Source organism: Paenibacillus sp. FSL H8-0283 (assembly GCF_045040675.1).
GTDB lineage: Bacteria > Bacillota > Bacilli > Paenibacillales > Paenibacillaceae > Paenibacillus > Paenibacillus amylolyticus.
Map to the genome: position 1 here is coordinate 4,017,473 of NZ_CP150295.1, position 21,871 is coordinate 4,039,343.

Here is a 21,871-nt window from a genome sequence, read left to right on the forward strand (position 1 = left end):
TGTGTTACCCTCCAGAACGTACGCGTATCCACGGACGACCATTATCCCACTGGATATCGACCGGAACATCGTACGTATGCTTAATTGTATCTTGTGTCAAAACTTCATGTTTGGGGCCTTGATCCGCAATACGTCCATCGCGGATCAAGGCCACATGTGTAAATAAAGGTACGATCTCTTCAACATGATGTGTTACATACACAACTGTAATGTTACGCTGGCGCAGACGATCAATCTCAGCCAGCATTTTCTCACGTTCATATAAGTCTAGCCCGGCACAAGGCTCGTCCATAATCAGCAATTTTGGCTCAGCCATCAATGAACGAGCAAGCATGACTTTTTTGCGCTCTCCTTGGGATAACATTCCCAGCGAGTTGTTGGCCAGGTTGGCAAAGCCCATATCATCCAGCAAACTCATTGCCTTTGCTTTTACTTCATCCGGAATTGTCTGATAAAAACGCAAAAAAGCATAAGCTCCTGTAGCGACGACCTCCCATACCGGATCTCTTGGTGTGAGTTTCTCAATCAACGTTTGGCTGATATAACCGATTTCCTTACGAACTTCCCTGACGTCACATTGTCCATACAGATTACCAAGTACTTCAATGCGCCCCTGGCTTGGAAACATATATCCGTTCATCATTTCCAACAACGTTGTTTTGCCAGAACCATTCCGACCCAAAATAACCCAATGTTCGCCTTGTTCAATGCGCAAATGTACGTCATCCAAGATTTGATTCTCTTCTCGTCTAAGTGAGACATGTTCCATCGAGATTATACTCATTTCAGCACCGCCTTCCGGATCTCCGAGAGCAGATGCTCCACAGAGCTCATCCGATAAACCATTTTTGGAACATCTTGCTGGCCGTCAAACAGCATCACTGCTGGTACACTTGAAATTCGAAATTGTTGTACAAGTTCAGGAATGTCATGGATGTTCATTTCGGATAAGATACCTTCTGGCAGCATATGCTCTACTACCTCCAACATACGACGGGCTGCCGCACATGTCCCACATAAAGGGGTATATATAAATACAGCCTGTGGCATGCCTTCCCATACACTGCGCATTAACATTTTGGATGTAATTGGCTTCATTAACTTTCTTCTCCCGCGGCAACACGCAGCATGACCTCACCCGTCATTGGTCCATTATGAATGGTCACCGAATCCGGTTTATTGCTATATAACATCTCGTACATCTGGCGTTTCCCAAACATACTGGACGTATGCAAATAGATCTCGCGCGGAAATAAACCTTCTCGTACAATAGATGCCGCGACCTCACCGCCATTGGGCGAATCTGGACCAAGCTCATAATCCAGAGACAAAATGTCCACGTCACCTTCTCTTAGCAGCATCAGGCACTCTTCAGCATTCGTTGCAAGAACAAATCCTTTCGGACATGCCCGATAGTCATCCAAAAAAACATGCATACAATCGCTCCTCTCCCCATTATAACCAGGAACGCATGAGCGCTATATCATCACGGTGCGTTCCATCTTCGCCCGTTTCTGTCTCGAGCACAACAACCGCATTTTGGAACTCAGTCGCCTTTAACAATGCTTTCATTGATTCATTGCCGATATATCCTTGTCCGATCCTCTCATGTCTATCCTTACACAAACCAGACGCATATTTGGAATCATTAAAATGTACAGCAGCAACATTATCCCAATATCCGAGCATCCTGCCCTTATCGAGCATCGCCGCTTCGTTGCCTGAGGACCACAAACCTGAAGCAAAAGCATGGCATGTGTCAAAACAAAAAGCAATATGCTCCGGATAACGGCTTAATTTGCGAATCTGTATCATTTCTTCCATTGTCGTGCCCATCGGGCCATGATCACCTGCCTGATTTTCAATCAGCACCTTTGAGTGTCCATTCCAATTCTCCAAGGCGGTATCCAGACAATGAATGAGGTTCTGATAACCCTCCAGCGGATCGTTTGTTTTGATATGTCCAAAATGGACCACCGTCCCAACAGAACCGCAAGCATTCGAAATTTCAAGATCATTGCGAATAGAAGCTATTGTAGCATGAAACCCCGCCTCTCCACGGGTCATGCCCAACGCCGGATTCGTGGGATAGGGTGAATGTGCAATCGAAGCAAGTCCCTGCTGTTCACACCAATCCCTGCACTGCTCAGCATCCTTGAGATCCAGACTTTTCAGGCCAAGACTACGCGGGTTCTTCGGAAAATACTGAAACGCCGTTGCCCCCATCACATGTGCTCTCTTGGCTGCCTGAAGAAATCCGCCTCTGGTGCTGACATGTGCCCCGATTCCGGTTTTAGGCTTCATGCTGGCATTTCGGACAGAAGAATGCCTTCTTGCCCGTAATTTCCACTCGTTCAATCGTTCCCCCGCAGCGCGGACAAGTCTCGCCTTCCCGATCGTATACGCGACATTGCTCGTCAAAACTTCCTGTCTTCGTATCCCCTTGCATCAGCGGCATTTCCATATAACCGCCCTCAGAAGCTGCTTCACGCAACACGGACTGCATTGAATGGAACAAACGCTCTGTCAACTCTGGTGAAGTCGCGATGTTCTGCGTTTTGGAGCTTGGTCTCAGACCGGCAGCAAAAGCAATCTCATCCGAATAACAGTTGCCAATCCCTGCAATGATATGCTGGTTTACCAATGTTGTCTTGAGCGTACCCCGGCGACCTTTCAACAGAGAAGCAAAACGTTCCACATTCATCCGTCGATCTAAAGGTTCAGGTCCAAGATCAGACATCGCCTCTTCGGTTTCTTTCGAAGTAAGCAGATGTAGATAACCCAAGCGCAGTCCAATGAAGAATAAAATGTGATCGCCAAACTGAATTTCCACTTGCGTGGAACGATCAGGACGTTCTTGTTCCGTGCCCCAGAAAATCATACCGCCCAACATGAGGTGCAGCACCAGGCGTTTACCATTAGCCAAGTGGAAAATCAGATGCTTCGCTCGGCGCTCAACAAATATGATGCGATTACCTGTAAGTTCATTGATAAACAGATCAGGCTCCGTATTTATCGTTTTATCACGATTAATTACAACACCTGTAATCAGTAGATCAAGTATTTTCTCGGACAGCAAGGTCCGGTAATTTTCCATTTCCGGTAGTTCCGGCATCGTACATTACCCCTTTTTGGAAGCTTGGTCTGCCTCTTGCGACAGCCACTCCATCAATTTATGCAAATCTTCAAACACATGATCAGGTCGAGCCTTCGCTGCTTGAATGTGTCCATCCATATTATCCCGTGTTGTCACACCGGTAAGTACCAACAGCGTCTCACACCCTGCTGCCACTCCAGCAGCAATATCGGTTCGCATATTATCTCCGATTACTGCCACTTCATGAGACGCCAGGTTTAGCCGGCTAATGGCTGACTTCATTATAACACTCGATGGCTTGCCAATAACGGTAGGATGAACTCCGGTTGCTGCTTCAATTGCTGCTCCAATAGTTCCCGCCCCAGGTGTCAGTCCATCATCGGAAGGAAGCTGCAGATCCGGGTTGGTCATGATGAATTTTGATCCCGCATTAATCCACCTTAGCGCCTTGGTCAGTTTATGATAGGAAAATTCACGATCAATCCCCTGTATCACGTAATCTGGTACATCTTCCGTCAGCTGTAGTCCTGCTTCTTCTATGGCTTCCAGCAGTCCTGCTTCTCCAATACATGCCACTTTTGCACCCGGGGACTCTTCAGCAACATATTCAGCAGCCGCCACAGCAGAAGTACATACTTGAGACGCGTCGGCAGGTATGCCCATCCCGTTCAGATGATCTGCCACACCTTGTGGTGTACGGGAAGAATTATTTGTTACGAATAAATACGGCTTTCCTAGCTCTTGCAGTGTTCGAATAAGCTGATCGGCTCCTTCGATACGATGTCTGCCATGATAGAGCGTACCATCCAAGTCAATCAGATAGGCCTTAATCACACACAGCACTTCCTTTCTTCATTCCATTAACGTTTCATGTCCTTAATCATTTACCTCGAACTTGACCGCGAACCTATGTATTCAGGCAAAAAATAATGGCTTGCTGGCATATGCACGCAACAAGTCGAACCGGATCGAACACCGACGGTTTAACTCGCGCGTCTTCTGTACAAGCTTGTCATTTCCTGCGCTTTCCCGGAAAATAATTTGAATCATTTCCCTCTTCATATTGCCCATCCTACACGCTTTCTGACCAGATTGCAAAAGGGACCGCGGGAGTTCCTCTCCCTCAGTCCCGTGCAATTACCCGGATCTTTATATGACGTGTTTAGCCGTGCACTGGTTCGCAATCAGGGTTAAGATTCTTGCTTGCGATGCACGACAGGAATAAGCTGGTGTTCGTTTGCAAGTCTGGTATTCGGGAATACGGACTGCGCCTCTTCCAAAAGTGGCTGAAGTTGATCCTCATCCTTATAGCGTGAACTGAAGTGAGTCATGATTAGTTGCCCTACATTGGCTGCTCTAGCCGCTTCTGCCGCTTGTTTAGAAGTACTATGATAGTACTCATGCGCTGTATCGGCCAGATCATGCATGAATGTAGCTTCATGTACAAGTACATCTGCATTTATGGAAAGTGGCTGTACGTTGTCACATGGACGTGTATCACCCAATATGGTGATCACCATACCACGCTTGGGCGCTCCCAATACATCTTCTGGACGAAGCGAATCACCATTATCCAACGTAATGGTTTCTCCACGTTTCAGTCGGCCGAACAATGGGCCTGGTTTCAGACCGTATTCCGCCAGTTTGGCTGGGTCCAGGCTCCCTGGACGATCTTTTTCGGTAATCCGGTATCCATAACTGTCAATCCGATGCTCAAGCAAAGCAGCTTCCACGATAAAACTGTCATCCTCGAACAGGACGCCGCCCGTATGTTCCACGATATTCAAATCATAGTTAACCCGGGATTGGCTCAGCTCCATTGTTGTACTGATCATTCGTTCCGTACCTGGCGGACCATATACGGTTAATGGTGTGGTGCCACCTTGATAGGCTCTGCTCGAAAGCAGTCCTGGAAGTCCAAATACATGATCACCATGCAGATGTGTAATGAATATTTTCTCCAATTTGCTTAGTTTAAGCGGAGAACTTAAAATCTGGTGCTGCGTCCCTTCCCCGCAGTCAAACAACCACAAAGCTCTGCGCTCATCCAACATGCGTAGCCCAATGGAAGTTACATTCCGTTGAAGCGTAGGTACACCAGCATTAGTTCCCAGGAAATATAGTTCCATTCTGGATCGCACCTCTTTCTGTCTGTTGCCAGCAAAAAACCTCCGACAATGCGGAGGGCTTTGCCTGACACTCTACTGAATTTATGCCTTCTCTACATTAAAATACTTAGCTTGCGGGTGGCTGAATACCATCGCTGATACGGAAGCTTCAGGTTCCATCATGAAACCTTCCGTCAATTCCACACCGATATCCTCAGGCTGTAGTAACTTGAACAGCGGCCCTTGGTCTTCCAGATCCGGACAAGCCGGATATCCAAAAGATACCCTGATGCCTTGATAGCGTGCACCATGACGTTGCTTCATGGTCATCTGGGCAGAGTCCGGGAATCCCCAGATATCTCTCATCATATGATGCACACGCTCAGCTAATCCCTCTGCTACTTCGAGCGCTACGGATTGCAGAGCATGCGAGCGAAGATAATCCCCTTGATCTTTCCACGCCGTGGATAGTTCACGCACACCGTGTCCGGCAGTAACTACCATGAAACCAACGTAATCCATCTGACCGGATTCAACAGGTTTCAGGAAGTCGGACAGGCATAGGAACGGCTCGACTTTTTGACGTGGGAACGTAAATGTATGCAAAATATTACTGGTGTCCTTTGGATCATAGATAATGACGCTGTTACCACTGGACTGAGCCGGGAAGAAACGATACATGGCATGCGCCTGAATAATCCCGTCACGAACAGCCTCTTGCATGATATCATCCACGACTGCTTTCAGGTCGGTAGCCTTCTTATCACCTGAAGCAAGCAGTTGTTCTACTGAACCGCGCAACCCCAGATGATGTCCAAGCAACATCTGCATGTTCACGTATGGCAGGATATGTGATAAAGGATAGTTACGCATCGTATGCCGATCCAGATCAGGCGGGACAAGAACCGGATGATCTACAGCAATATCCGAACGCTCCACTCGCGTAAGCTCTGGAAGAGCCTGAACAGCTACAGCACCTGAAGCATCAGCTTCTTTCTCAGCTTCCATCTCCAGTTGCATCACTTCACGTGAAACAGGATTCATCAATTTGTTCGCCAGATCCAGACCATCCATCGCATCTTTGGCATATACAACCATTCCGTTATATTCAGGACGGATACGATTTTTGGTGAATTTGCGTGTTAGCGCCGCTCCGCCAACCATAATAGGCACATCAATACCTGCTGTTCGCAAATCCTGAGCGGTAAGAATCATCTGTTGCGCTGATTTTACCAATAGACCCGAGAGACCGATCGCATCGACTTTTTCTTCTCGGTATGCCTCAATGATACGTTCAGGTGGTACTTTTATACCCAAATTAATGATTCGGTAACCGTTATTGGAAAGGATGATCTCAACCAGGTTCTTACCGATGTCATGCACATCGCCCTTGACCGTGGCCAGAATGATCTTGCCTTTAACCGAAGTCTCGTTCTTCTCCATGAATTGCTCCAGATATGCTACAGAAGCCTTCATAACCTCCGCACTCTGCAACACCTCAGCTACAATCAACTCATTGTTGTTAAAGAGACGACCTACTTCCTCCATCCCCCGCATCAGTGGACCGTTAATTACTTGAAGTGCTGTATATTTGGCAAGTGCCTGTTCGAGATCTGGCAGCAATCCTTCTTTACTTCCTTCGACTACATATGAAGCGAGACGCTCTTCTAATGAAAGGTTCGAGATTTTTTCCTTCTTCTCAACCTTCTTGTTACGGAACGCCGCTACGAACGCCGCCAGAGTGTCATCATTCGTGTTATATAAAAGCTCTTCGGAGAGTCTGCGTTCTTCTTCAGGAATGGAGGCATAACGCTCCAGTTTCTCTGTGTTCACGATCGCATAGTCAAGACCTGCTTTGGTACATTCATATAAGAATACTGAGTTCAGCACCTCACGGCCCGCTTCAGGCAGTCCGAATGAAATGTTACTGATCCCGAGGATCGTATGACATTCTGGCATCGCTTCCTTAATCACTCTTATACCTTCAATGGTTTCTTTGGCTGAACCGATGTACTGTTCATCTCCCGTACCTACCGGGAACACCAACGTATCGAAAATGAGGTCTTCTGGTTTGAGACCATATTTGTTCACCAGCAGATCGTAAGAGCGCTTGGCTACGTCAAGCTTGTCTTCCCGACTAATCGCCTGACCCCGTTCGTCAATCGTTCCGACAACAACCGCACCACCATATTTATGAAGCAACGGTGTGATCAGCTCAAATTTCTCTTCGCCATCCTCAAGGTTAATGGAGTTAATTATCGCTTTACCTTGCGAGTACTGGAGGGCCAGATCAATTACTGAAGCATCTGTTGTATCAATCATGAGAGGAACCTTCACTTTTTTTACAACCAATTCAAGGAACTTCACCATGTCTTCAGACTCTTCGCGGTCCGGATCTTGTACACACACGTCAACAATGTGCGCTCCATTTTTCACTTGAGCACGAGCAATTTCCGAGGCTTCTTCATATTTACCTTCTACAATGAGTCGTTTGAATTTCCGTGATCCCAACACATTCGTACGCTCACCAACCATGTATGGACGATTGTCCTGTTCGATGTAGATCGGTTCTATACCAGATAAAGCCGGTGGATGTGTTCCGTTCATTTCTCTTGGGGGGTACTGGGCAAGTGTGTCGCGCATCGCTCGAATATGTGCAGGGGTTGTCCCGCAACATCCACCAGCAATATTCAACCAGCCCTGTTCGGCAAAAGCACCAATCTTCTGAGCAAGTGAGTCTGGTGACTCATGGTAATTACCATTCTCATCCGGAAGACCCGCGTTCGGGTAACAACTAACGGCAACCGATGCCATTCCGGAAAGCGAGCGAATGTGATCACGCATGAACTCCGGACCCGTAGCACAGTTTAGTCCTACCGAAATTGGGTTAAGGTGTTCTAAGGATATATAAAAGGATTCGATGTTCTGACCTGCAAGGGTCGTTCCCATCGGTTCAATCGTTCCTGATATCATCAGGGGCAGTGTAACACCACTCTGTTCGAAGGCCTGCTGAATTCCAATGCTACCTGCTTTTACATTGAGGGTATCCTGTGAGGTTTCGAGTAGTAGCGCATCAACGCCTCCCTCTATTAAAGCAAGCGCTTGCTCCAAATAACTGTCGATAAGTTCCTGGAACGTTACTCCCCCAGTTACAGACAGTGTTTTGGTTGTTGGTCCCATCGCACCTACCACATAACGTGGAGATTCAGGTGTAGAGAAACGATCAACCGCAGCTTTCGCAATTCTGGCTGCTTCCAGGTTGATCTCGCGTGCCCGATCCTGAATATCGTATTCAGCAAGCACAACGGATGTGGCACCAAATGTATTGGTTTCAATTAAATCGGAGCCAGCCTCCAGATATTCTTCATGAATGCGCTGGATCAGTTCTGGACGAGTAAGCACTAACATTTCATTACATCCATCCAGATCTTCGCCGCCAAAATCTTCGCCAGTCAGATCAACTTGTTGAATCATGGTCCCCATTGCACCGTCGAGGATTAATATTCGTTGTTTTAATGCATCGTGTAGACTAATCTTATCCAATATCTTCACCCCCGCAAAACGTTAGATCTTAGTTTAACAGAAACTAACTTAATGTGAAAGATCGGGTTTGGTCCCGAAAGATGGCGGGTTTGCACGAATATGAACGGAATTTGAGAATCGACAAAAACAAAGCAATCCGATATAATTCAATTAAACCAAGTGGAAAAGAGGGAAAGAACATGGCTGAAATTGTTATCCGAAATACGAACGAACGCATCACTGGTGACGATAATGTTCGAAATTTCTTAAACAAATACGAAGTATTATATGAGAAGTGGGACGCTTCCAAACTGAACACTGATCTGCAAAATAACTTTGGATTAACTGATGAACAGAAAACCGAGGTTTTGGAAACTTACAATTATGAAATCAGAGATTTGGCTGCACGTCGCGGGTACCAGATCTGGGATGTCATCACGCTGTCCGAACAAACACCAGATATCGAAGAAAAGCTCGCCAAGTTCGAAGAAATTCACACCCACGCTGAAGATGAGATCCGTGCAATTGTTGCTGGTAAAGGAATCTTTGTTATCAAAGCTACAGATGATGTGGGCTACTTTAATGTAGAACTGTCTCCTGGAGACGTTATCTCTGTACCTGAGAATACACCGCACTTCTTCACTTTAATGGAGAACAAACAAATTATTGCTGTACGTCTGTTCATCGAAAAAGATGGCTGGATTGCAGATCCATACCCTGATCCTACTTTTATCAAGAACGCCTGACCCTTCAAGATGTGTTCAGGTCTTTCATGGCCCCTGACCCAAAGACCCAAACGAACTGACCTTTAAATCGATCGGTTTAGTGAAACAACTCTCATAAGTTGAAAACGGGACGAAGTAGAGATCTATCTTACTTCGTCCCGTTTTCATTTTTTCCGTGATCTTTACTTCTCACTAGGTTAGCATTTCTTTCGTGCCTGGAATTTGAACATTCGCCTACTTCCAGCATACTATCTTCAAGTTACTTGGCAAACAGCAAACATCTCATATTGCTCCAAAAGAATCATCAACTCGATATTAGACGATGTAAGACCGCTGAGACTCCAATATAAGTTTTGCCCGCTTCAAGTAGTTGCATGCTCGTTTAGAACCTAAGCTCGTTTATAGATTCTTCAACTCCCTTGCTTTGGTTGACGTGATACGGATGAAAAATTACGACTGCGATGCCTCATAGCTCCAGAAGTTATGCCAGAGAAAGCTCCTCTAGATGGCTAAAATATTAAGTAGATTATAAAATTGCTTTATGAACTTTATTTCTTTGTCATGTAAATGTCTAATTAACTGGACGCATTTACGAACTGTGTCGCTATTAATGTTTTGTGAGAAGATAGCCTTGGTCGTAATTGCCCTAATATTTGTCCAATCCATAATAATTTCATTAATTATTAAATCAATTTCTTCTTTTGTTGTATGGATAAGATCTGGATTAAGTTGTTCATAAAGAGCGACTAATCTAAACTTTTCCGAACACTTTCTATAGATGGTGCTACTTAAAGTTTCTATAATATCTTCGTTAGTTATACTATCTCCGTAAAAATCAGCCAATAATGATATACTTTGTATCCCTTCAATTATTTCGTCCTGATGGTTCAGCATATTATCTTTAAGACGTTTGATACTTTCGTGCAACATTTCCTTAGGGTCTCTCTCATGATGATAATTAACATTGTTTATAAATTCAATAAAATAAGGCTCATCTGGCTTGATTTCTTCACTCATGCAAGCTTTTTTGATTTCCGTAAACGGTACAACGTACTTCTTATACTCCGTTATATCATCAACAATATAGACCTCATTGGTTGTTAAATTAAAGCCGTAAACTAAAATGGGATGTAGACCATGCTTTTTGTTAAAATAAAACTCACGGCCTCTTTGATAATATAAATCAATAACAAGGGAAACTGGGTTTCCTTTTGAAAGCGAACTAATGATTTCTGATTGTAACGAATCTATATGTGGTGAAGTAAAATTCATTGAAATACACATTTCATCCATTACTTGATCTAGCCTCTTAAAGTTCAAAATATCCAGTTTGAAATAATCGGTACTTCCTAGTTTATCTTTATCAAATCTGTATATCGTGGTGAAATTATTAACTATAGAAAACTTATCCTTTTTGAAATAGTCGGCAATTGTCATTAGAGAATTATGGCTGCAATTTAGGAAGGGATGATTGCTATGTGGGAACATTTTTTTCATACCGTTGAAATATTGAAAATCAGTAAGAGAGATGATTTTATCCATAAGAGTCTCCTTTGGGTGGGCTTAGTAACTATTTGGATTCCTATAATCCATTAAAAGGATTAAATTTCATTTTTCTTTATGACCGATTGTCAAGCCCGGGGTGACAGATGAGCGAAAAGGAATTCGTGAGCCGTTTTACACCCCAAGCATTTGCGTCGTCTGTGATCTATTAATTCGAGCGAGCTCGGGAGGCACAGATCAGTGAAAAGGTAGGTATTCCATGCGTTACATTCAGAACATAAAATTCACATCATTTACACCATGCTTACAATTATCTTAATTGGATAAATAGAGGAATATATCGTTTGATTCCAAGATATTTTATTCATTTTTTGTCATACTCATTATAGAATGATCATTGACTTCCTCCCTTTTAAGGAAGCAACAGCCTTTATGTTCACGGAGCCACTTGCTAGTTGGCGTCACGTGAAGGCATCGAAAAGATGTATTAAGTCCGACCGAGCGCTGAAGATTCAAAAACTGCTAGAAATCCAATAGACACCAAAGCCATAATAGTTGGCTAAACATCAAGAATTTGACTCCGTGTACTAACCAATCAATGCCTTAACCTTCGAATTCCCTCCATTCAAGAATTGCAGTATTATGGTATCCCATTAGGAATACGTACATAATAAAGCACAGTAGACATTTGAATGACTGGCAATTTACTATAATTGCGGTTAGAAATTTTTTAAAACATCTCTACCTTAAATTTGATATGGCCGCGGCACTAGTATATCAACTATATTTTAATTGACCCCCTATACAATTTCAATAAATTTTACCATAATAAATAATAAATAGATGTAATATTCATTTCGGTCATCGTACCCGCTAAACCACCCTAAAAACAAAAAAGCATTGTCAGCTATGTGAACGATAATACCGTCCAAATAGCCGCAATGCTTCATGTTATATTTGATTTAGTGAAATCACAAGTGGGTTCAGAAATTAGCAATTAGACCTGTTAATTCAGACAAATGCTTGATTTCATGGTCTGGCGCATACGCTTCATTGTTGTTCTTATGCTCACGGTTAATCCATACGGATTGGATGCCAGATGATAAAGCACCACGAATATCAGTCGTTAACTTGTCTCCAACCATCATGCTCTCTTCGGGTTTAACACCCAGTTTACTCAAAGCATGTTCAAATATCGACGGATCTGGTTTTCCTTTTCCGAAGTTACCCGAGATAATAATCTCATCAAAGAAAGGAGTCAATTCAGGTACACCATCCAACTTCTCTTGTTGCAAAGCAGGACAACCGTTCGTTAACAACAACAGTTTGTACTTGCCTTGTAACTGACGCAAGGTATCCATCGTTTCTTCGTATACATGTGGTCGGGATCTCCGTTCTACTCCAAACTGCGCAGCCAGTTGTTCAGCAAGATCTTCCCGATCTATACCCAACTTCAACAAGCCACGACGCCAGGATTCTTTACGGTAAACTGGAGCAAGCTGTTCCAACTGACGGAACTCAGGTTGATCCCCACCAGTAAAGTTAGCCCAAAGGCCTTCAAACGGATTGATTCCAATCATTTTGGTAAAAGGAAAGGTTTCATATGATTCATACAGCCCACGTGCCTCATTACGAACAGCTTCTTCAAGTTCTTCTGGTTTGACCCCAGTCTCTTGCGCTGCGATTAGACAAGTCTCATGAAAAGCTTCTCGAACACTACGCTCATCCCATAATAAAGTATCATCTAGGTCGAACAAAATCGCTTTTAACGCCATTCCGATCATCTACCCCTTTATGCAATAATTACTTTTCGACGGTTTCCACGGTGATCTGGTGTGCTTTCGCAAATTTCAGCAAACGTTCTGCAATCGCATCTGTATCGTAACGGTTCAATAACTTGGTAAACACCCATCTTTTCCCGCGACTGTTATGTTCGATAACAACTGTACCTGGTTCAATTCTGAATTTGACGATATCGTCAACCCCAATTGAACGTTCACGATTACCCTTCGTCGTTATAATCCGATTACTGCTAATCTTGATGTATGGACGGCGAAGCATGAAGATGACTGCCAAAAATACGTAAAGCAACATGGTCACCCAGTCCCAAGTTGTCATTGGAGCTTGCACAAGGAATGTGCTCATAAACAGATACAAAAAGGCGAGACCGATCAAAAATATTGGGAACAACAAGCTGCGTCCCTTAAAGACTTCTTCACCTGGTGTACCCGTGATTGGTTGACCACTTTTTTTGCGTTGCTGATTTAACTGCTTGGAATTTTTCTTAACCGTTCTCTCGAACGAACGCGACATGAGAATCCCCCTTATGTGTCTTTGTATCGGCTTACATAATTGCAAACCAACATTTCCCCCTATAAATTGCACACTCAAAATAACAGGAAGAAACCTAAATATCATAATGATATCATTAGGTTTCGTTAGTGTTTGAGTTTGCCTTGGTGGCCTTTGTCATTCTCATCATCAACAATCTCAATGGTATCCAGTTGTTGTCTGAAATTGCTGCGAATATTACTCAAATAAATCTCTCTTAGCTCGGCACGTTCAGCAAGTTCTTCCTCCGACAATCCAGTGGACTTTTGCTTACGAGCCAATTCGTTAATGCGTGCTACCAGACTATCTATATCCAAGCTTGTCCCCTCCAAAAATACAAAGTCATATTAACTTTGCCATTATAAAGGCTGCTTGTCAAGCTGACACGCGCTAACACTTATTGATGTGCATTTTATTCTGCAAATTGCGGTAGAGCTAGTACTTGTCCCACTTGGATGGAAGTTGTATGAAGTTGATTCACTTTCTTAATTGCTTCTATATAAACACGTGTATCCATATTCGTCGGTTTATGTTCCAAAGAAATACTCCATAATGTTTCCCCTTGTGAAACAGCTATCTTTCCTCCAGGCAGAACATCATTCTCATTGCCGGCAAATACAGTTAAAACAGTGCTACATCCAATAAATATAATCAAAGAGGTAATGGCTACCTTTAACATCCATGAAGAAATCTTGAAACGCGCTAAAACCTTCTTGTATTTCCCTATGTTAGACTTCACCAGTTCCGAATTCATTGGTTCATAAATGCTTTGATAAGTAGAATATCTCATTAAATACCCGCCTCCAAACGTTTGTTCCTATCTGTTGAAATCAATATAACACGAACACTTGTTTTGTTCAATAGATTTTTAGAACAATTGTTCGCTTCTTTTTTAGAAGGAGCAATATCTTATTTCAAGTACATTTGCAAAGCATTTGCAATATTATGCTCTGACTTTTGAACAATTTCTGTTCTATAAGTTAAAAAACACTGATTTAATGCTATTTTATTTAGAACTTATGTTTGTACGAACGGAGGTTCTATGTTATAATTTTCCCAAACGTTACTAAAATGGGGTTGATACGGTATGTCGAAGATATCCAGCAGGCAGCAGGCTATTCTGGAGTTTATACGAAATGAAGTCCGGTTGAAGGGGTATCCTCCTTCCGTACGGGAAATTGGTGAAGCGGTTGGACTGGCTTCCAGCTCAACAGTACATGGACATTTGGATCGTTTGGAGAAAAAAGGTTTGATCCGACGCGACCCTACCAAGCCAAGAGCCATTGAGCTTTTGAGCCAGGAAGAATCTGAGCATTCTCATCAATTTGCTCATAGCGTTGCACGTATTCCTGTTGTTGGTAAGGTTACAGCCGGGGTTCCAATCACTGCAACCGAGAACATTGAAGACTACTTCCCTCTTCCTACACATTATGTAGGCGAACAGAAAGTGTTTATGCTTTCAGTAGTGGGAGATAGTATGGTGGAAGCTGGAATCGTTAATGGAGATTACGTTATTGTCCGTCAACAGCAAACTGCTGATAACGGTGATATCGTCGTTGCAATGACTGAAGACGATGAAGCTACAGTGAAAACGTTCTATAAAGAGAAAGATCATATTCGCCTTCAACCGGAGAATGCGACCTTCGAACCTTTACGTTTGAAACATGTTAGTATTCTGGGTAAAGTCATTGGCCTTTTCCGAGATATTCATTAATATTTAACTTGAGTAACAAAACTAGATGTAATGAAATACGAAAGAGGTTGTCCTGATCAACAGGACAACCTCTTTTTTCTTGTTTATGTTATTTTAGCGGCTAATTATTCACTGCGTTTCAGAACACTCTTGTGATGCGAGAACACATCAAAGCTCTGTTGTCCGTGATATGAGCCCATACCGCTCTCTCCTACACCACCAAACGGGAGATAGTGTGAAGTCATATGAGAAAGTGTGTCATTAATACATCCCCCACCGAAGGATACTTGATTCAGAACCTGATCCTGCAGCTGCTCATCCTGTGTGAAGAGATATAGCGCCAATGGTTTTGGCCGGCGAACAATCTCATCTAGCATAGGATTCAGGTCACTGTACGTAAATACAGGAAGAATCGGACCGAAGATCTCTTCTTGCATGACAGCTGATTCCCAGTTCACATCTCCAAGTACAGTCGGCTCAATGAGCAACTGCTCTCGTACAGAACGTCCACCAATCAGCGTTTTTCCATTTGTTAGGAATTTCGACAACCGATCAAAGTTACGCGAGTTAACAATATGCGGGAAATCAGCGTTCTGTAACACATCGTCCCCAAATTTATCTTTGATCTCTGCGCCAATCAGATTGATCAATTCGTCATGAACTTGTTCATGTACAAGCAAATAATCCGGAGCAACGCAAGTTTGGCCTGCATTCAGGAACTTACCACGAACAATACGCTGGACCACCAGCTTCAGTTCTGCATCGTTATGGACAATAGCAGGACTTTTGCCCCCTAGCTCCAGGGTTACAGGAGTCAAATGCTCCGCAGCTGCCTTCATAACAATGCGACCAACACCTGTGCTTCCTGTGAAGAAAATATAATCAAACTTCTCTTTCAACAATGCTGTACTGGCTTCAACTTCCCCTTCCATAACGGCGATATACTCCTGAGGGAAGATCTCCTGAATCAGATCATATGTCAAACGAGATACCGCTGGTGTTAATTCAGAAGGCTTGATAACTGCACAGTTACCGGCTGCAATTGCTCCAATCAGTGGACCAAAGGCCAGTTGGAAAGGATAGTTCCAAGGTGCAATAATAAGAGCCACTCCGTATGGTTCAGGGTAAATGGTGCTCACCCCATCCGGCATAGCCGGATTAGTTGGGACTTGTTTTGGTGCAGCCCATTCCTGCAGATGTTCTAATGCAAAATCCAGTTCACCCAGAACAATGCGAATCTCGGAACCGTAAGCTTCCGCCTCAGATTTGTTCAGATCTGCCCGAAGTGCATCTTGAATCCGTTGCTGATACTTTTCAATTCCCTTTCTAAGCTGTTGAAGTGCATTAATCCGATACTCGATATTTTTAGTTTGTCCTGTATAAAAAAATGTACGTTGTTCTATCACAAGTTGTTTTGCCTGATCCATATTAACATCTCCAATTAATTATTTAAAATTAAATTGTTCAAAATTTAATTAAAGTATACCTCTTCTATATGAAACTTTCAACATACAAATGAAACATCCATTTGTATGTATTTGAACGTTGGTTGGATTTTTTATAGAGTGAAAGCTAGTACTTGCTACTATGTAATGGCTATTAGAATTTCTAAGGAAGCTTAATTTAGATTTTTTGCTTCCGACAGTTGGATGCACTGTAAGAAAGAATTCTAATTTCAGTTTCTCTTTAATGGGTTACTAGATAAATGACAATGGTTTTTGCGCTGTTACTAACATGAATTGATACATTTCTTCAAAATAGAAATGTTTAGTTACCACATATAAAAAACTCCCCTTTCATTAATGAAAAGAGAGCTTTACGATTATCTATCTGTGAACGAATGCATCATGTTAAAAGTAAGCCATGCTTACAGACAAACATAGGCTTCTTTGGTGACCCTTTTATCTGCTTCCATCTATATAACTCATCATCAGTTATTTTAAGTTTTCCACGCAATCATGTGCCTAGTTTCGTGTTTTTTATGAATTGCCCATACCTTGATTTGATGGTAATCAACAGGCTCTATTCTTAAACATCCCGGGTTTGCACACTTTCCACCAGTCTCACTAAGAAGTTTTTTTATTTTTCTAGATACGCTTTTCCTTCTTTATGCAACTCCCTAGGATAATTCGCGTAATAATTACACTATCCTGTCCGTTATCTTAAAACTATTTTTAAGTCTAATTCAGCTGGGCTACACTTATTTGGAAAGAAAACATAATACCATTTTCACCAAACATGATTTATAGTCTTAATTGCTACGTTTGAAATCTTACTAATCGCATTCTTTACAGGTATACTGCCCGGTTTTATACCAGCCTTCAAAATATCTGTAGCAGCTTGTCTGGTAAGACACGAAAAAACCAACGTTTTAACTTCATCATCTTTTGGATTATAACCACGCATGTGAGCAATGGCAGCTATCACTCGTATTTGCACGTACATTAATCAGCTGGTTTAGCTACTGGAAGAGTGACAACAACACCTACGCCAGTTAGAAACCTACTTGTTACTCCTTTAATATTTTGTCAACGGATTAAAGCATCAATTGCTTTATCGGTTGAGCTTTTCTTTTTCGTAAGACCACTCTATCAATTTATTTAGTTTCTGCTAAGTAGTTAAATATTTATCTAATCGGTAATCGAAAAATGAACTTGTACGAATAAAACAAAAAAGCCGCTATAATAGCGACTTTAATGGGATATTTTCTATCCGACATAAATAGATTTAATATTCGTTCACTGGACCACAACCAAAAGGTTGGCAAGTCTGGATTGTAGAAGCGGTATCAATAAAACCGGTATAATCATGATATTTATAATAGTGATGGTCCTTCCTGATGAATAATGTCGCACTAAAATCACTATGCCTAACATCTCTAGTGTATGTTTTTGTTACCCAGTAGGCTCTAGGAGCATCCTTAGAAAGATAATAACCACCGATGCTTACAAGTATGCCCGCTATTCTACCACCTACAGGTCCTCCTATAAAGGAAGCAAGTATACCTGCTATTGCAGAAGCAGTTGCATATATTATCTCTGTGGAATTTTCTACTTTGCCTTTATATACATAACCGTCTGCTAATGCTTGTGGCGAGAAACTGAGATCTTCGTGAATAGGTTTTATTTCGTTTGTAGCATAATTCACTTCGCCAGTTTGAAGATTTTCATACTTTACTTTAGTCTCATCAACTTTTGTAATTTTTAACTCATCTTTACCATTTAAATCTGTTGCAATATAATAGCTGTCATATTGAATTAATGTAGAACCGTCTTTAAAAGTGATGGAATTATCGGTTGTACTTTCGACTAGTTCTAAAAGGCTATTTTCCACTTGAAGTGCTGGTAAAGAATTTGCCTGATCTTGAGCGAATGCTGGAATTGAGATAGATGTAGAAAGCATGACTCCGGCTAAAAATGTTTTAGCAATTTTCATTGTTTGTATCATTTTAGTCCTCCATTCAATTCTAATCTTTCTTTTTTCTAAAAAAATCGAATTTGATTACGTAATCAAACAAAGATGTAATCACAATAGCCCCAATTGGAATAAACAAATAAACCCAGAACGGATTATTTGGAGCTTCACCAGGCGGAGAATCTGTTAAAATAAAGTAAAGAACAATGCAATAGATTATAGCCAATACAATACCTGTTATGTTTCTATTTTTCATAGTTGCTCTCACCTCTTGTTCACAGAATCAAGTATTGTTTTTCCAACTCAAAAATATTATAACATAAATTTGGTATAATTTCTCTTATATACCTTAAAGTTTTTAAATAATATTTATGATGATAGCTTTAACCAGTATAATTCCCTTTGCTCAACAGCTATTTTCAGTACTATATTTCGTTTTTTAATATCTGACTCCTTATCTCAGCGTTTCAGTTGCTGTATAATAATATGTAACTTCTCATGCGCTAGGATACTAAATGATATTTTCAGTTAAACGCACAATGATTAGACACATCTCTATTCCGACTTATAGTTACTTTCTCAGCGATAAAACAAATGTAGTAGACTTAACATAACTTTCGGAGCCAAATATGACTCCTGCACAAACGAGCCTTATATACAAAGGCTCGTTTTTTGATGTATCTTGTAAAATATCTTTTCCGTTACTAATTCGAAGATTTTCCTTTTTACATCTTTCAACAACAACATTTTACTGCTCTGTTCGATACTTTGATTAACTTGCGCTTACACCGCTGTAAGGCGGTTTTACATACACAAAAAAAAGAAATAACGTTCTATACAGTACCCGTTCTCTCGAGATGTGCCATCATCTCTTATCAGAAGTTTTCCCATCATTCCTACAGCTACCCATTCTGGACGCTCCGTATAGGACGGATGCTTTCCATATAAAAGCTCGATCTTCCATAATGCCTCAACCGTTTTTGGCATCTCGCTGAACTGAACATTCGGCGCAAACCATCAAGCCCCTAGAAAAGAAAAAAGACGACCCACCAATTCGAGTCGCCTTCATTCCAACTCAATGCCAGTTTAAAAAATCACGAAACGACCCAAACAGCTCCGTCAAAATACACCCCGAAAATGAAGGGGAACTAGAGAAGCTGAAGAACAATTGGATCGGACAAACTTCATGAATAAGCATAAATCTTCATAATAAACAGAAAAGTTTCAGCGCTAAGTACACAAGTAGATCTTATATAAACTCGAAGTCATAGCTCACGTTTTTAAAACTTGATGATATGAACAAACACTCTAAACAGCGACCTATTGTAAATCATCACCATAAGATATCATTATTTTAGCCCGGTATCGGTTAGTATTAATCCACATTTACAGGCTCGATCACTTCGAATAAAAATGGATTACCATTTAAATATTCTCTTATGTATGCTTGGGCATACTTTTGTTCATCGATTAAACTGGTTGTTTCTCTTGGATCAGAGGAGTGATGGCAGGTGTTCTCGATCATGAACATGACAAAAAAACATTCCAGATCGCGAATATAGTCCTTTTCCAACTTCCTCATGCTCTCATAACCTTGGACAAGCATCCATCGATGTTTTGGCCAAAGCTCCAATATGGTACCTGCCATATCATAGAGATAATATCCGTACCCACATCTTCCAAAATCAATCGGATAGGGTTGATTATCTCTAAAAACCATATTACCGGTATGTAAATCAGCATGAATGAGCCCATAGTTATGTTCACTTGGATGCATCGTGGTAAGTTGGGATACAACCTTCTCAGCTGCATCTTGATACAGCTTCCACCCCTCTTCGGATAAAAAACGTTCATAATAACGTTCCAACTTAGCCATTTCACGTTTAAAACTTTCTACTCCCCAAGTAGGTCTTACAAAATCAGAAGGTGGATTGAAATCCTTTGCCGCGGCATGGAGCCTGCTCATCAATACACCCATATTATATGCTTGATTATCTGTAAATTCACCTACTGCTTTTTCACCTTCTATCCACCGCATCATCGTTACATAAGGGCGCCTATATCCTATCTCTGTTTCGATGTCCAATACATAAATACTATCACAATTTGCCATCCCTTCTGGTACAGTTAGATCTTTCGATTTGTTCAGGGCTTGTAACAGTAGGAGCTCCGAACGAATTTCCTCTCTGCTTAATCGGTCCGAATGAATGCGAAGTAAATAATTGTTATCTGTACTGGTTTCAATTTTATACGTGATCGTATCGGATAGTTGAATAAACTGGATGTTATCCCATTCTAAGTCATACTTTCGAATTGCAGATAAAGCGACTTTCCTTGCTCTGATTAATAACGCCCGCCGTTCTTCATCAGTATCAAATCTAAAAAAATCATTCATTTGTTATCCCCCTACAGTTTTATGAAGTAAACCAACTACTTCTCTTATATGTTATTATAACGATAGTAAAAGCTTGAAAATATGTAGTAAACAATTTAAACCATAATATACACAAAAAAGTCACATTAGAATTTCTTCCAATGCGACTTTTGTTAAACTATTATTTTGTATAAACGATCTTTTTAATAGTATCGCTTGAAAAGAAAAATCGATCTGAAAGTTTCTCGATAGTGCCACCATCGAGAAACTTTCGCCGGATTTCATCATTTCTAAGATTAAAATTTTTCTACTGCCTGAATTTTCACTCCAATTTTTTACGCAAACCTTTTGATTTAGGGACGTATACCAATCCACCGTTAATATACTTTTGTATTTCATTTAGTAATTCTTCTGGAAAGATGATGTCGGCATTTACATATCTCATGATAGCCGCTCCTTAAAATAGTTGAATTTTAAGGTAGCAAAGTCTACACTATAACAATTATCACTATCCGGATTTAAGCGGTTACTTATATTATTAGCTCTATACAAACAACCGCCGTTGTTCATAAAATAGACTTTGCATAGAACATATCTCGAACATTGTCATAGTGTCTCCCCTTCATAGATAACATTCAAACTAAAATATGTCTTCATTGGAAATAGAATGCTATCTCAATAGTAACATATTACTCCAAGTGGGCGAAGTGTCAACACTATACAATTAAGTCGTTTGAGCTAAACTGTCACATCTCATCTATTCCTTACGGACCATCAATATTAGACACTCCACATGTATCGAGTACGTGAATAGTTTAAGCTCCTTCCTGCAAACTCAGCGTTGCCGATGCGATATCCAGTTCAATTCTCTGCTTTATCACTAGCGATGATATGGTTCACCGCAGTTAATCTTAAACTAAACTGCCCGCTAGCTTAATGAATTAGAGCAGTGACAAGTAGTTAAATACTTATCTAATCGGTAATCAGATCATTTCCTTTTCGGCAATCGGTACAAGTTCTGGTCTCGAACCAAGGACAAGAACTTTAAAGCTAAAGTATGGTCAAATCCTGTGAAATAGGGTGGAATTGTTTTAGTTACTTTTC

The 21,871-nt window shown here is 41.5% G+C and carries 19 protein-coding genes; 2 read left to right on the forward strand and 17 right to left on the reverse strand.

Annotated elements, in window-relative coordinates; genetic code table 11:
• Positions 1-4 precede the first annotated feature (4 nt).
• From MHI52_RS17950 to metH, 9 genes are all read right to left on the reverse strand, one after another.
• Positions 5-778, reverse strand: a complete 774-nt coding sequence (locus MHI52_RS17950; RefSeq protein WP_253509533.1) for an ATP-binding cassette domain-containing protein — start codon at positions 776-778, stop codon at positions 5-7.
• A 2-nt stretch (positions 779-780) separates the two neighbouring features.
• Complete coding sequence (locus tag MHI52_RS17955; RefSeq protein ID WP_405157386.1) at positions 781-1,098, reverse strand: thioredoxin family protein; 318 nt, start codon at positions 1,096-1,098, stop codon at positions 781-783.
• Complete coding sequence (locus MHI52_RS17960; RefSeq protein WP_017688046.1) at positions 1,098-1,436, reverse strand: cyclic-phosphate processing receiver domain-containing protein; 339 nt, start codon at positions 1,434-1,436, stop codon at positions 1,098-1,100. The genes MHI52_RS17955 and MHI52_RS17960 overlap by 1 nt, the downstream gene beginning before the upstream one ends.
• A 19-nt stretch (positions 1,437-1,455) precedes the next feature.
• Entirely contained in the window at positions 1,456-2,304 is an 849-nt protein-coding gene (locus MHI52_RS17965; protein ID WP_405157387.1) for a deoxyribonuclease IV, read from the reverse strand.
• Positions 2,294-3,115: an Fpg/Nei family DNA glycosylase gene (locus tag MHI52_RS17970; protein ID WP_100527375.1), complete on the reverse strand. Its 822-nt coding sequence runs from the start codon at positions 3,113-3,115 to the stop codon at positions 2,294-2,296. The genes MHI52_RS17965 and MHI52_RS17970 overlap by 11 nt, the downstream gene beginning before the upstream one ends.
• Before the next feature lie 6 nt (positions 3,116-3,121).
• Positions 3,122-3,931, reverse strand: a complete 810-nt coding sequence (locus MHI52_RS17975) for a TIGR01457 family HAD-type hydrolase (protein ID WP_051449967.1) — start codon at positions 3,929-3,931, stop codon at positions 3,122-3,124.
• A gap of 81 nt (positions 3,932-4,012) precedes the next feature.
• Positions 4,013-4,147, reverse strand: a complete 135-nt coding sequence (locus MHI52_RS17980; protein WP_255319801.1) for a hypothetical protein — start codon at positions 4,145-4,147, stop codon at positions 4,013-4,015.
• Between the two features lie 140 nt (positions 4,148-4,287).
• A complete protein-coding gene (gene rnz / locus MHI52_RS17985; RefSeq protein WP_017688042.1) occupies positions 4,288-5,226 on the reverse strand; it encodes a ribonuclease Z in 939 nt (312 codons plus the stop codon).
• An 81-nt stretch (positions 5,227-5,307) separates the two neighbouring features.
• On the reverse strand, positions 5,308-8,748 hold the full coding sequence (gene metH / locus MHI52_RS17990; RefSeq protein ID WP_405157388.1) for a methionine synthase: 3,441 nt from the start codon (positions 8,746-8,748) through the stop codon (positions 5,308-5,310).
• Between the two features lie 179 nt (positions 8,749-8,927).
• Here metH and MHI52_RS17995 point away from each other — a divergent pair, with 179 nt between their 5' ends.
• Entirely contained in the window at positions 8,928-9,473 is a 546-nt protein-coding gene (locus MHI52_RS17995) for an acireductone dioxygenase (protein ID WP_405157389.1), read from the forward strand.
• 480 nt (positions 9,474-9,953) lie between these two features.
• On the opposite strand, the gene MHI52_RS18000 is transcribed toward MHI52_RS17995, so the two are convergent.
• The 5 genes from MHI52_RS18000 to MHI52_RS18020 form a co-directional block, all read right to left on the reverse strand.
• A complete protein-coding gene (locus tag MHI52_RS18000; RefSeq protein ID WP_405157390.1) occupies positions 9,954-10,994 on the reverse strand; it encodes a hypothetical protein in 1,041 nt (346 codons plus the stop codon).
• Positions 10,995-11,938: 944 nt separating this feature from the next.
• A complete protein-coding gene (locus MHI52_RS18005) occupies positions 11,939-12,730 on the reverse strand; it encodes an HAD family hydrolase (protein WP_339282970.1) in 792 nt (263 codons plus the stop codon).
• Between the two features lie 28 nt (positions 12,731-12,758).
• Positions 12,759-13,268, reverse strand: a complete 510-nt coding sequence (locus tag MHI52_RS18010; protein ID WP_017688037.1) for a hypothetical protein — start codon at positions 13,266-13,268, stop codon at positions 12,759-12,761.
• A gap of 125 nt (positions 13,269-13,393) precedes the next feature.
• A complete protein-coding gene (locus tag MHI52_RS18015; protein ID WP_017688036.1) occupies positions 13,394-13,603 on the reverse strand; it encodes a DUF896 domain-containing protein in 210 nt (69 codons plus the stop codon).
• Positions 13,604-13,698: 95 nt separating this feature from the next.
• Complete coding sequence (locus MHI52_RS18020) at positions 13,699-14,076, reverse strand: LysM peptidoglycan-binding domain-containing protein (protein WP_405157391.1); 378 nt, start codon at positions 14,074-14,076, stop codon at positions 13,699-13,701.
• A 297-nt stretch (positions 14,077-14,373) separates the two neighbouring features.
• On the opposite strand from MHI52_RS18020, the gene lexA reads away from it, so the two are divergent.
• Entirely contained in the window at positions 14,374-15,000 is a 627-nt protein-coding gene (gene lexA, locus MHI52_RS18025) for a transcriptional repressor LexA (RefSeq protein ID WP_017688034.1), read from the forward strand.
• A 104-nt stretch (positions 15,001-15,104) separates the two neighbouring features.
• Here lexA and MHI52_RS18030 read toward each other — a convergent pair whose 3' ends face one another.
• The 3 genes from MHI52_RS18030 to MHI52_RS18040 form a co-directional block, all read right to left on the reverse strand.
• The gene (locus tag MHI52_RS18030) at positions 15,105-16,406 is read right to left on the reverse strand and encodes an aldehyde dehydrogenase (RefSeq protein WP_405157392.1); all 1,302 of its coding nucleotides are present in this window, start codon (positions 16,404-16,406) and stop codon (positions 15,105-15,107) included.
• Positions 16,407-17,706: 1,300 nt separating this feature from the next.
• Positions 17,707-18,414, reverse strand: a complete 708-nt coding sequence (locus MHI52_RS18035; RefSeq protein WP_405157393.1) for an adenosine deaminase — start codon at positions 18,412-18,414, stop codon at positions 17,707-17,709.
• 1,354 nt (positions 18,415-19,768) lie between these two features.
• Positions 19,769-20,788, reverse strand: coding sequence for a phosphotransferase enzyme family protein (locus tag MHI52_RS18040; protein ID WP_405157394.1), 1,020 nt, complete (start codon positions 20,786-20,788; stop codon positions 19,769-19,771).
• Between the last annotated feature and the right edge of the window lie 1,083 nt (positions 20,789-21,871).